We start from the raw sequence: 12,335 nt of genomic DNA, 5'->3' as shown, positions 1-12,335 counted from the left end.
GGGCGGCACGGTGGTCGCCTCCTCGAGGCTGGCGGGTCGGGGTCACTGGTGGGGGCGTCTGGCGAACAGGGCGACGACGACGGCGGCCACGATGACGGAGACGGCGAGGATTCCCAGCATCAGCCGGTAACCGGCATGAGCCGCGGCCAGTTGCCCGAGCGATGCGCCGATGAACAGGACGAAGGTGTTGAACGCCACGGCGGCGCCCCGACTCTGCGGAGCCAGTTCGTGCAGCAGGCCAACCAGGCCGGGGACCACCAGGCTGATGCCGGACACGAAGACCAGACTTCCGCCCACCACCGCGACGAGGACACTGCTGAGCTGCTCAAGGAGCAGGCCGCCCCCCGCAGTCAGGAATCCCGCGACGGCCAGCACACGCGGGCCCTTGCCGCCGAACAGCCGGTTGACCACGGGGCCGACAATCAGACCCAGAGCACCGATGGCCTGCACCAGGAGCAGTCGGCCCTCGCCGAAGTCGAACGCGTCACGCAGGTGGGGGTTGAGCACGGCGTACATGGCGACGAAGCTGCTGAATACGGTGATGGCCGACGCGAACACAGCCGCCGGGCCGGGCGTACGGATCAGCCGCCCCATGGCCAGAAGGACGCTGCTCCAGGTCGTGGTCGCCGCCGTGGCCCCAGGAGCCAGCAGCCCCCAGAGGGCAATGGCCGCCACCGCGTACACGATGGCCGCCGGCCAGAACGCCGTAGGCCAGTCGGCATGCGCGCCGACGAACTGGCCGAACGCCTGCCCCAGCAGACCAGCCCCCAGCAGGCCGGTGGTGATGAACGACAGGGAAACCGGACGCCGCGCCGCCGGCGCACGGTCGGCCACATAGGCCAGGGCGACGGGCGCGAAGGTGGCCGCCGCAAGGCCTTGCAGCGCACGGAACGTGATGAACCAGCCCATGTCAGGGCTCAAAGCGGTCAGAGCTGTGGTCAAGGCGGTGGCCAACACTCCGAACGCCAGCACGGGGCGACGCCCCACGCGGTCGGACAGCGGGCCGAAGATGAGAAAGCCGGCCGCATAGGTCAAGGAGAACGCGCTGCCCGTCCACGAGGCGGTCGCCGCGTCGACACGGAAGGGCCTCTGGATCTGCTCCGCGACCGGGATCGCGAGATAGAGCTGGGCGGGAATCGCGAATGCCATCGCAACCAGCAGCATCAACTGGACGGAGAAACCACGGTCACCCCGCGGGACACGGCCCAGGCGCGCGGTTCGCTCGGCGGCCACGGGCTGCAAGGTACTCATGAGCATCTGCTCCAAGGACAGAATGGGTAAGGCGTTGTGCGACACGGAGGTGGGTGGGGCACAGTCAGACGCGCTGTGCCCCACCCATGGCCGTGCCGAAGGCGGGTCAGACGGCCAGCTGCGGCAGGTCGGAGAGCTCCAGCGATGCGACGTTGAACCGCTTGGCCTCCTCCCGGTGTTCCGGCGTCTGATAGCCCCATTGGGCCCATCGGGCTCGTGCGCCGGTGGCAGAGACCTGGCGAACGTTGGTGAGGTTGTCGTCGATGAAGGTCACGGATTCCGCGGTGGTTCCCCGACGAGAGCACAACTCCTGGACAGCCTCTGCCTTGCGGCCGCATTCACCGAAGATCTCTGACACGGTCTGGTCCAGCCCATGCCGGCGCAGAATGGAGCGCACCGACTGCTCGTCCTTCGCGGTGATGATCGCCACGTTGCCCGAGTGCTGCCGGAGAAGGTTGTCCAACCCTGTGTACAGGGTGTGCAGCCCGAGCCAGAACTCTGTTTCCTCGGTCCGGAACCAGTCCCGGGCCAGGGATGCCGCAGTGGCGAACCGGCTGACGTAGTCGGACGACACTGATGCGAAGAGGAGGTCGAAGTCCGCCTGGGATCCGATGCTGTCGGCCGCCGGGTGATGCGCCACGACGAAGTGGTCAAGCAGTCGCGAGTAGTTGCGCACCTTCTGGAACCGCGCCATGAAGTCGGCGGGCAACAGCTTGACGTGGCCGGAGCCGGGGACGGAGCGGTCGTGCCACTGCGCTCCGAGCCAGGTGACGAGGGCGCACTCCTCCAGGGCGTCGCAGACCACCCCGTCGAAGTCGAGCGCCAGCAGGCCGGCCATCAGGCGGAGACCTTCGCGACAGTCTCGAACACGCTCCGCATGAAGGCCCCCATGTAGCCGTAGTAGGAGCAGGTGATGATGTTGCCGTCGACGATGACGTCGCTGTCGACCACATGGGCACCAGCGTTGATCACGTCGTCCCGCAGACCGATGTACGCGCAGGCCTTGTGGCCCTTCAGCACCCCGGCGCTGACCATGATCCAGGGGCCGTGGCACAGGCCCGCGACGACCTTGCCCGCCTTGTCCATGTCGGCCACGAAATCCAGGACATTCCTGTCCTGGCGAACCCGGTCCGGAGCCTCGTGGCCGCCAGTGAGGATCACCGCGTCGTACTGGTCGACCGAGAGGTCCTCGTACCCGATCAGGGGCCGGGCGGTCTTGTCCATCGGCAGCGGAATTCCGTACTTTCCGGTGACAGGGGCGCCGTTCTTGGTCGCCACATCGACGTGCCACCCCTCCTCCAGAAGACGGTAGTAGGTGAACACCACATCGTGGTCCTGGAAGCCGGCGCCAGTAATGATTACAGCATTGCGAGACATAGTTCTATCCTTTCGAGATGCCGGATGACGTTCAGAAGTTCTTGCTGATACAGAGGTACTGCTTGTCGGTCTGGGGCCGCCGCTTGTCGCCTTCCTGGCCGGTAAGGACCTCGACGTCCAAATAGACCACTCCGGAGACGCAGAGCGGAACGTAGAAGATGTCCTCGCTGCGCCTGCGGTAGAAGATGTCCATTCCCGTGCGCAGCTCGAATCGGAACTTGCCGTCCGGGGTCTGCCGCCGCATGTGGGCATGGGGGAACGCCGCCACCTTCTGCATAGAGTGGTCGGGTTCCTCCAGCGACTTCGTCTCATACGCGGTGCCGGCCCGGTTGTAGTCGTCCTTGAGCCGTATGAGGTCGAACTTGTTGCGCGGAACCTCGACCTCGATGAGTTCGAGAGGCTCATCCCCGGTGTTCCGGGTGCCGTGGAAGGCGCCCGGCGCGATGCGGAGGATCGTGCCCTCCCGGACCGGTACCTCCTTCGCGAGACCGGAGGTCACCCCCTGCCCTCCGAGGCAGATCAGGTAGGTGAGCTTCCGGGCATGCACGTGCATCGAGGTTCCGCGCGGTGCGTCGATGTGCAACGCCCAGAAGTCGAAGAACTCGTCGACATAGGCGCGGTACTCGTATCCCCAGGGCTTGGGAATGACCTCGTTGAGGTGGGTGTCCTCATCGAACTGCTCGTTGAGCGCCCGAGCTCCGCGCCGCATGAGCTTGCTCAGCTCGTCGATATCTGCGGAGCCGGCGTTCATCGGAACCGGCAAGTATCCGGGAGCATCGAAACCAGAAGTTTCGGCAGACACGCCAACGGTGCTGGAGATGCGCTTAGGAATGTTTGTCGCCATAATGATTTCCTAGGTGAATGGGGTCCGGTTTCCAGAATTCAGCGAGCCGGGACTTCGACTTGCCTGTTGCGCCATCTCTGCGCGATGGCCGCTTGTTCCCCTAAGACCAGGTTGCCCGTTGCGGAAAAATCAGCAAAGCGACGGAATTTCGCGGCTTGACAGATTCGATGCAGAACGTGTATCGATCCGAAATGGCAGGTGTTCCGAGTCGTTGATCCCTGCGTGAGGTCTCGCTCAAGGCGGTGGACAACTGGTGGAGTCCTTCCAGCGCCCGGACGAGCGGGCCGTCGAGCAGGATGCGGAAGCGGTGCGCGTCCGGCAGAAGGAGAAATGGTCGGCGATCCGAGCGATTGGCAGACCCTGAGGGATGCACATCAGGCACACCAGCACCGGCGTGGAGTCGATGAGCCACGCGTCGTCGCTTCCACATGGTGGTGTCGGGTGGTCAGAAGCCGGGTGACTCGGCGCAGCAGCTCGGCGGCCTTGCGCAGAAGCGTTGAGCGCCGCGACCGGTCCGGACCGGTCGCGGCGCTTCATAGCAGGTCAGGGCCTGCGTCAGGTCGATGTGCAGACGCTGACCCGACGGATCCGCAGCTTCGGGGCGATCTCCTCGAGTACCAGCCTCTGGAAGTGCGGGCTGGCGAGATGTTCCTCGAACGCGGCGCGATCGGCGTAGCGCTCGATGAGGACGATCTCCTGATCTGGCGGGTCGCCCCGATGCAGTGCCTCGTAACCGAGACAGCCGGGTTCCTTCGATGATGCCCGCGTCAAGGCCGACAGCGCGGTCAGCACGCGCTCGCGTTCACCAGGGGACGGCTTCCAACGGGCGACAACGACGATCTCTCCAGGCCTGGCATCGTGCAGGGGCCAGGGGGTGATCACGCGCTCCTCCACCGGACTCGGCTCAGGCCGCGGCGCCGGACCGAAGGATCTCGAGCACCGCCTCGGCGACGCCGGTCGAGGAAGCGGGGTTCTGGCCTGTGGCCAGGCGTCCGTCCACGACGACGTGAGCCTCGAAGTTCGCCGCACCGCTGTGCTTGGCGCCGCGCTCTTCCAGCTTGGTCTGCAGGGCGAACGGAACGACGTCGGTGAGCCCGACCGCCGACTCCTCGTCATTGGTGAAGGCAGCCACGGCCTTGCCCGCCACCAGGTGCGTCCCGTCGGACAGCGTGAGGTTCACGAGCGCGGCCGGACCATGACACACGGCGGCGACCACGCCGCCGCCTTCATAGATGCCCTGGGCAACGCCGGCAAGCGTCGTGTCGCCAGGGAAGTCCCACATGGTGCCGTGCCCGCCGGCGTAGAAGATCGCGTCGTACTGGGTAGGGTCGATGTCCTTTGGGCGCGGAGTGGCGGCAAGCTGGCCGCTGATGTGGACATCCGCCAGGAACGCGCTCTGGATCGAGTCGGAACGGTCCACGCCGTCCATCGGCGGCTCGCCGCCCTTGACCGAGACGAGATCGACCTCGTACCCGGCGTCTGTGAACACCTTCCATGGGTGGGCCGCCTCAGGGAGGTAGAAGCCGGTGGTGCGACCCGTGTCACCGAGGCGGTCATGGCTGGTGAGCGCGATGAGAATCTTCTTGGTGCCAACCGTTTCATCGAGGCGGTCATGGCTGGTGAGCGCGGTGAGGATCTTCTTAAACATGTTTATCTCCTGTGGTAATGGCGATCTGCGATGCCGCTGCGACTGCGGCCCACACCATGGACGGTAGGCTGCGCAGCCATTGGGATACCAATTACGGAAATTCGGGGCTTGACGGGTTTGATGGCGCCCACTACGGGTCGACAGTCAGGGTTCCGAAGTGTTTAGCGCTTACGAAGGCAGGCCCGCTTGATATCGCGACACCGCCCATCGCGAGCGGAGCTGAATCGGCCGCGTTCACGAGCAGCACGCGCTTCTTCTTTGCAGCATGGCATTTCCTGAAAATGGCCGTCACAAGAACCCGTTGTCGTCGCCGGTCTGCTCCGCAGACACAACGCGCGGAGCGGCCCGAGGCCATCCAGCAGGTCCAGTGTGAGTCGAGGAGCGGGGAGTCGTGGCGGTTGGCCGGGCGGCCTCCCCGCCGCCAGGTGCCTGGTGATGCAGCCGTCGATGGCGATCTCCTCAAGGACGAGGCCGACGATCTGGTCGTATCCCTACAGGGCGATCCGCTCGATCTGGGCGAAGACGCCGAGCTGGATCCACTCGTCACGGCGACCTCGGATGGTGGCGGCCGAGCAGGTGGTGTGGGCGATGGCCTGGTAGGAGCAGCCGGAGCGCAGGACCTGCAGCAGCTCGTCGAAGACGATCCGATCGCTGATCCGCGAGCGGTGGCAGCTCAGGGGGTGGGCCGGATCGTAGACCGGCCGCAGTACTCGCACATGAAACGCGCTCCCTCAGGGCTGTTGCGCGGGCACGCGCCGGGAGACGGCGTGGCGCACGCCGGTGCTGGTGAAGGCGAGGGCCGCTGCCGCGACCAGCGCGAGCAGGGCCAGGCCGATCGCGTACGTGCCGTAGGCGCCGTAGAGGGAGCCCATCACCAGCGGCGGGAGGAAGCCGCCCAGGCCGCCCGCGGCGCCGACGACGCCGGTGACCGAGCCGACCTGGTTGGCGGGGGTCAGCAGGGCCACCAGGGCGAAGGTCGCCCCGCTGCCTGCGCCGAGCGCGGCGGCCATGGAAAGGAAGGCGATCGTGCCCACCGGGGCCAGGGCCGGGGTGAACGACTGCACCACCGCTCCGGCGACGACCACGGCCAGCGAGCCGGCCAGCACCCGGACCGGGCCCAGCCGGTCCGACAGCCAGCCGCCCACCGGCCGCATGGCCACCGCCAGCAGCACGAACCCGGCCATCCGGTTCGCGGCGTCCGCCTGGGTGAGGCCGTAGCCGGTCCTGAGGTAGGTGGGCAGGTACACGGAGAAGGCCACGTAGCCGCCGAAGGCCACGGCGTACAGGGCGGACGCCTGCCAGGTGATGCCGAGGCGGGCGGTGGCGGCCAGGCGGCGGGCCAGCGGCTCGGTGGGCACGGTGCGTCCGGGTGCGTCGCGCAGCAGCAGCGCGGCGGCCACCGCGTATACGGCGAGCACCGCGGCGGTGATCAGGAACGGGGTCGCCATACCGTACGCGTCCACCAGCTTCACCGTGGTCAGCGCGCTGATCGCGGTACCGCCCATGCCCGCGCCGAAGACGCCGATGGCCAGGCCGCGCCGCTCGGGCGGGAACCAGGCGTTGACGAGCGGCACACCGACGGCGAAGGCGGTGCCACCGATGCCGAGGAAGAAGCCGCCGATCAGGAGGGCGGCGAGCGAGGAGTGTCCGGCCAGCCCCAGGTAGAGCACCGGAACGATGGTCCCGGCCGACACGATCGGGAACATCACCCGCCCGCCGTACCGGTCGGTCAGGGCGCCGACCGGGATCCGGCCCAGCGAGCCGACCACCACCGGCACCGCGACCAGCAGCGACTGCTCGAAGGAGGTCAGGTCGAGGCCGTCCTTGAAGCGGGGTCCGAGCGGGCTGAGCAGCGCCCACGCCCAGAAGTTCACGGCGAAACCGATCGTGGCCAGGGCCAGCATCAGCCAGGCTCTGCCGGACGGCGACGGACCCGGCCCTGACGTGTCCCTGTTGTTCCTCGCCGACTCGAGCATGCCGTCCGTCCTTCCTCAGGCGGTAGCACGGCACCGAACAGCAGTGACCAGGCCGTCCCACCCGACGCACCCGTGTCCAAGTTGCCCATGCGGCTCAGTCGAAACAGCAGCTGCGGATCAGTGTGGCCGCGCCCGGGAGACCCGGTGGAAGGGCAGAGTCAGGAACGCGGCGACAACGTCTTCGCCTGCGCTTCGTATCCGGCAAGGCAGAGCCTGAGACTGCACTGGTCCTCGGCCTCGACGAACACCTGCTGTCCCCAGTAGGTGGTGAGGCGGTGCGCGACGTCTACCAGCCGACGGCGGTCTTCCGGCGTGTACGCCGGGAAACGCGCCCAGCCCTGGTCGGCGACCTTGTTGCCGAGTTCGCTGAACAACACAGCCCGGAAGCGCTGCTCTTCCTCGTCGGTCAGCGGTGTGGTGGCGCCCTCCGCGGGCAGCACCCGGACGTTGTAAAGGTCTCGTATCACTGCGCGGCTCGCCATCCACTCAAGGTCGGTGCGCCAGAGCCTACCGGCCGGTTCGCTCAGCCCTCCGCCTGGGCCAGCCACAGGTCGGGGCCGAAGACCTCGTACCGGATCCTGCGCGCGGGGACGCCTGCCTGCAGCAACTGGGCGCGCACGGCACGCATGAAGGGCAGCGCGCCGCACAGGTAGACGTCGGCGTCCGCGGGCAGGTTCTGGTCGCCCAGGTCCATCAGTCCGGTACGGGCACCCGGTTCGTCGGCGGCGTCCTGCTCGTACCAGAACTGGGCCTGGGCATCCGGCAGTTCACCGATGATCCGGCGGGTGTCCGCACGCAGGGCGTGGTCGGCCGGGGAGCGGTCGGCGTGCAGCACGCGAACCGGGCGCTTCGAGCCGGTCGCCGCGAGGTGCTCCAGCATGCCGACCATCGGGGTGCAGCCGATGCCCGCCGAGACCAGCAGCAGCGGGGTGTCGGCGTTGTCGAGCACCACGTCGCCGAACGGTGTGGACAGGGTCAGCTCGGCACCGGTGCGGACGGTGCGGTGCAGGTGGTTGGACACCTCGCCCTCCGGCGCGGCGGCCACGCTCGCGACCCGCTTGACGGTGATGCGACGCATCTGGTCGCCGGGCGCGTTCGACAGGCTGTACTGGCGGACCTGGTGCACGCCGTCGGTCATCCGCGCCCGGACGCTGACGTACTGCCCGGCACTGGCGGGCGGCACCGGGCCGCCGTCGGCCGGGCGCAGCAGGAAGGACACGGCGTCGGGGGTCTCCTCGCGGCGCTCCACCACGGTCCACTGCCGCCAGGGATGACGCGGGTCGACCTGCGCCTCCTGGTAGAGCCGGGCCTCCAGGGCGATCAGGGCGCCGGCCATCAGCCAGTACACCTCGTCCCAGGCAGCGGCGACCTCAGGGGTGACCGCGTCGCCGAGCACGTCGCCGATGGCGCGGAACAGGTACTTGTGGACGACCGTGTACTGTTCCTCGGTCACGCCCAGCGCGGCATGCTTGTGTGCGATCCGGGACAGCAGCGCGTCCGGCCGGGTCTCGGGATCGGCGAGCAGCGCCGTGGCGAACGCCGCTATGGACCCGGCCAATGCCCTGCGCTGTTCGCCGCTGGCCTGGTTGCCACGGTTGAACAAACCGTCCAGCAGCTCGGGGTGCTCACTGAACATCTGGTCGTAGAAACGTGCCGTGATGTCGTCCAGGGCCCCGCCGACGGCGGGCAGGGTGGCACGGATGACAGCGGCCGACTCGGGCGTAAGCATGGGTCTCCTACGGAGTACGGGTGTTCGAGGAAGGGCCGCTCGCAATCGCAGCCATGCCACGTCTATCAGGTCGGATCCGCCTCATTGGCCGTGATTGCGGCCCCAGTGGTCGATTGGGGCCGAACGTCCCTGGACATCGGACCGTTCGACCCCACAGGCCGGGCACGGTTCGGGTCCGGACGGCCCTACCGATCCGCCCGCGCCCTCAGGCATCGCTGCCGTCCAGCCGGCGTGGGCCGGAGGCGTAGTCGGCCCCTGGTTTCAGCGCCCCTGCGGGACGACGGTCACCGGGCAGTACGCCTTCTGCGGGACGGCGGACTCGGGCGGTGATGCGGATCACGGGCTTCGCGCCACGCACGAGTGGAGGCGAGACGGTTCGTCTTGTTACGGTGGGGGCATGGCTTTCCTTTTCTTCGTCTGAGTCCGGGCACGGCCGATACCGCCGTTTCTGCTGCCCGTAGACCCTTCGCATGCCCAGGGAAAGTCATATGCGCGACCGCGCCCATACCGCCCTGCCCACCGCCGCCCCCGCGGCCGTGGCGCAGCTGTCCGTCAAGAACATCACCAAGTCCTACGGCACCCGGACCGTCCTCGACCAGGTCTCCTTCACCGTCCGCCCGGGGGAGAAGGCCGCCGTCATCGGTGAGAACGGCTCCGGCAAGTCCACCCTGCTGCGGCTGCTCGCCGCGGCCGAGGGGCCGGACACCGGGGAGATCAGCGTCAGCTTCCCCGGCGGCACCGGACACCTCGCCCAGACCCTCGACCTCGACCCGGACCGCACCGTGCAGGACGCCGTCGACCTCGCCCTGACCGAACTGCGCGACATGGAGCGCCGGCTGCGCACGGCGGAGGAGCGTCTCGGCGAGGCGTCGCAGGACGAGCTCGCCGCGTACGGCGAGCTGCTGATCGCGTACGAGGAACGCGGCGGATACGAGGCGGACGCCCGTGTGAATGCCGCGATGCACGGGCTCGGGCTCGCCCGGATCACCCGCGACCGCCTGCTCGGCTCGCTCTCCGGCGGAGAGCAGTCGCGGCTGGCGCTCGCCTGCGTGCTGGCCGCCACCCCCGAGCTGCTGCTCCTGGACGAGCCGACGAACCACCTCGACGCGGCGGCCGTGCGCCGGCTGGAGGAACACCTGCGGGCGCACCGCGGCACCGTCGTCGCGGTCACCCACGACCGCGGCTTCCTGGAGCGCATCGCCACCACGATCCTCGAGGTCGACCGGGACACGCGCACCGTGCGCCGGTACGGCGACGGCTGGGCCGGCTACCGCGCCGCGAAGGCCGCCGCCCGGCGCGGCGCGGAGCAGCGGTACGCGAACTGGGTCGAGGAGGTGGCCCGCATGGAGGAGCTGCTCGAGGCCGCAGGGAGGCGGCTTGCCACCACCGGCCGCGACCCGAAGCAGGGCTTCGGCAAGCACCGCCGGTCCAGCGAGGCGAAGCTCGGCGGGCAGGTGCGCTCCGTCCGGGAGCGCCAGGCCCAGCTGCGGCGCAACCCGGTGGCGGCACCGCCGGAACCCCTGCGGTTCACGGCGGCACTGTCGGCGGCAGACGGCCCGGCCCAGGGCCCCCTCGCCGAGTTCGACGGCGTACGGGTCGGCGAGCGGCTGCGTCTGGACGGGCTCCTGGCGATCACCCCCGGACAGCGGCTGCTGGTCACGGGCGAGAACGGCGCGGGCAAGACGACGCTCCTGCGCGTCCTGGCGGGCGACCTGGAGCCGGACGCGGGCGCGGTACGCCGCGCTGCCCGGATCGGCTACCTCGCGCAGGAGCTGCCCGTGCGCTCCACACGGCTCCCGCTGCTCGCCGCGTTCGCGGCCGGGCGGCCCGGACTGCCGGAGGAGTACGCCGAACAGCTGCTGGCCCTGGGCCTGTTCCGCGAGGAGTACCTGCACGTCCCGGTCGCCGCCCTGTCCGCGGGACAGCAGCGGCGGCTGCAGATCGCCCGCCTGACGACCCGGCCCGCGGACCTCCTCGTCCTCGACGAGCCGACCAACCACATCGCGCTCGACCTGGTCGAGGACCTTCAGGCGGCGCTCGCGGCGTACCCGGGGGCGGTGGTCGCGGTCTCGCACGACCGCGGCTTCCGCGCACGCTTCGAAGGGGAGTGGCTGGAGCTGCGTGCCGGCCGCAGGTGCTGACCCTGTCGGGTCCGCCTCCGCCGCGAACGGCCCGCGCCCCCCGCCCCGACCTGCCCAGTATCCGGAAAATCCGCCGAAACGATGGAGCCATGACCACCTTCCTGACACCACAACAGCTCGCCGGCCGCACCTCCGCCGCCGTCGAGGCGGCCGTCGCGGCAGGGCGCGAGCTCGGCCTGACCGTCACCGATCCCACGGTGCTCCACGACGTCTTCTCCGTCGTCGTCCACCTGGCGCCCTCGCCGGTCGTGGCCCGGATTCCCACCGTCCTGCCTCGCCCGGACGACCTGGTCGCCCTCGCGCGCCGCCAGCAGGATGAGCTGGACGTGACACGCTGGCTCGACAACCAGGGAATCCCCGTGATCGCACCCAGCCCGCTCGTGCCGCGGGAACCCGTGCAGCGCGACGGGTTCTCCATGACGTTCTGGCCGTTCGTCGAGGAGGACCGGGACAAGGAACCCGACTATGTGGCGAACGCCGAGAGCGTCGCCGACCTGCACGCGGCACTGCGCGCCTACCCGGGCCGCCTGGAGTTTCTGTCCGCGGCCGAGCCGCGGTTCATCGCGGAAAGCCTCGCCCGGCTCGACCAGCACCCCGGCCTGATCGGTGCGGCCGAGCTGGACCGCGCCCGCCGCGAGTGGCAGATCCTCGAACCCCTCGTGCGCTCACGCAGGGCCTTCGAGACCCGGTTCCCGGGCGCCGGCCTCCAGCCCATCCACGGCGACTCCCCGCCCGCGAACATCTTCTCCGGGGTGGACGGCGACCTCTACGCCGACTTCGAACTGGTCACGCTGGGGCCCGTCGAGTGGGACCTGGCCGCTCTCGGGCCCGAGCACGAAGCCGCCTACAACCGCGGCGCGCGGCGCAACGGCACGAGGCCGCTCGACGAGGAGGTCCTGGGCTTCGTCAACGCCCTGGGCATGCTGCGGGTCATCGCCACCCTCATGCTGGTCCCGCAGCTTCCCGAGCTGATGGAGTACCTCAAGCCAGCCGTCGACCAGTGGCAGACGATGCCCTTCGCCGGCGGCATGGCCGGCTGACACCGACAAGTACACGGCAGCCATCGGACACCCTCCGCCCGCGCGCACGTCTCGTACAGCATCCGGCAGAGCGTCTTCTCCCGCAGGTGGACCTCACGGCGGGCGATCAACCGGTCGACGGCCGTCCTCGAGCAGCCGGGGTCTCCGAGTCCGGTGGGGTGAGCCGCTCGGCCGTCCTGCCCACTCCGATCCATGGTTGCGGACCGTGTTCGGGTTGCCGAGGAACCCAACGGGGACCCGGTCCCAGCGATCGGACCTTTCGACCCACCCGCTCGACAAATAAGGACTTTCGGCCCAAGCGAATGCCACTTGCCCAGGCCACGCTGAAC

At 69.1% G+C, this 12,335-nt stretch carries 11 protein-coding genes and 2 pseudogenes; 2 read left to right on the top strand and 11 right to left on the bottom strand.

From position 1 onward, the window contains the following. Window positions 1-42: 42 nt before the first annotated feature. From ACFV7R_RS29185 to ACFV7R_RS29140, 10 genes and pseudogenes are all read right to left on the bottom strand, one after another. The gene (locus ACFV7R_RS29185) at window positions 43-1,233 is read right to left on the bottom strand and encodes an MFS transporter (protein WP_385268677.1); all 1,191 of its coding nucleotides are present in this window, start codon (window positions 1,231-1,233) and stop codon (window positions 43-45) included. Window positions 1,234-1,357: 124 nt separating this feature from the next. Beyond that, entirely contained in the window at window positions 1,358-2,089 is a 732-nt protein-coding gene (locus ACFV7R_RS29180; protein WP_385268675.1) for an HAD family hydrolase, read from the bottom strand. Continuing rightward, window positions 2,089-2,628 (bottom strand): type 1 glutamine amidotransferase domain-containing protein, encoded by a 540-nt coding sequence (locus ACFV7R_RS29175; protein WP_385268673.1) that lies wholly within the window; start codon window positions 2,626-2,628, stop codon window positions 2,089-2,091. The genes ACFV7R_RS29180 and ACFV7R_RS29175 overlap by 1 nt, the downstream gene beginning before the upstream one ends. A 31-nt stretch (window positions 2,629-2,659) precedes the next feature. Next, on the bottom strand, window positions 2,660-3,379 hold the full coding sequence (locus ACFV7R_RS29170) for a cupin domain-containing protein (protein WP_385268671.1): 720 nt from the start codon (window positions 3,377-3,379) through the stop codon (window positions 2,660-2,662). A 648-nt stretch (window positions 3,380-4,027) separates the two neighbouring features. Next, entirely contained in the window at window positions 4,028-4,354 is a 327-nt protein-coding gene (locus ACFV7R_RS29165) for a putative quinol monooxygenase (protein WP_385268670.1), read from the bottom strand. 22 nt (window positions 4,355-4,376) lie between these two features. Continuing rightward, complete coding sequence (locus ACFV7R_RS29160; protein ID WP_385268668.1) at window positions 4,377-5,120, bottom strand: type 1 glutamine amidotransferase domain-containing protein; 744 nt, start codon at window positions 5,118-5,120, stop codon at window positions 4,377-4,379. Window positions 5,121-5,524: 404 nt separating this feature from the next. Further along, a pseudogene (locus ACFV7R_RS29155) lies at window positions 5,525-5,824 on the bottom strand (transposase); the annotation flags it as partial. Window positions 5,825-5,851: 27 nt separating this feature from the next. Beyond that, window positions 5,852-7,024: an MFS transporter gene (locus ACFV7R_RS29150; RefSeq protein ID WP_385268875.1), complete on the bottom strand. Its 1,173-nt coding sequence runs from the start codon at window positions 7,022-7,024 to the stop codon at window positions 5,852-5,854. 230 nt (window positions 7,025-7,254) lie between these two features. After that, window positions 7,255-7,578 (bottom strand): hypothetical protein, encoded by a 324-nt coding sequence (locus ACFV7R_RS29145; RefSeq protein WP_224739586.1) that lies wholly within the window; start codon window positions 7,576-7,578, stop codon window positions 7,255-7,257. A gap of 41 nt (window positions 7,579-7,619) precedes the next feature. Then, on the bottom strand, window positions 7,620-8,825 hold the full coding sequence (locus tag ACFV7R_RS29140) for a globin domain-containing protein (protein ID WP_385268666.1): 1,206 nt from the start codon (window positions 8,823-8,825) through the stop codon (window positions 7,620-7,622). A 488-nt stretch (window positions 8,826-9,313) separates the two neighbouring features. On the opposite strand from ACFV7R_RS29140, the gene abc-f reads away from it, so the two are divergent. Next, the gene (gene abc-f / locus ACFV7R_RS29135; RefSeq protein ID WP_385268873.1) at window positions 9,314-10,966 is read left to right on the top strand and encodes a ribosomal protection-like ABC-F family protein; all 1,653 of its coding nucleotides are present in this window, start codon (window positions 9,314-9,316) and stop codon (window positions 10,964-10,966) included. Between the two features lie 89 nt (window positions 10,967-11,055). Continuing rightward, window positions 11,056-12,006 carry a phosphotransferase gene (locus ACFV7R_RS29130; protein ID WP_385268664.1) on the top strand — a complete coding sequence of 317 codons (951 nt, stop codon included), beginning with the start codon at window positions 11,056-11,058 and terminating at the stop codon, window positions 12,004-12,006. Between the two features lie 26 nt (window positions 12,007-12,032). Here the strand turns inward: ACFV7R_RS29130 and ACFV7R_RS29125 are convergent. Next, window positions 12,033-12,175: pseudogene (locus ACFV7R_RS29125) on the bottom strand (site-specific integrase); the annotation flags it as partial. Between the last annotated feature and the right edge of the window lie 160 nt (window positions 12,176-12,335).

The sequence above is a fragment of the Streptomyces sp. NPDC059866 genome, from assembly GCF_042731325.1.
Lineage (GTDB): Bacteria > Actinomycetota > Actinomycetes > Streptomycetales > Streptomycetaceae > Streptomyces > Streptomyces flavusporus.
This window is presented reverse-complemented; position numbering and strand designations above follow the sequence as displayed.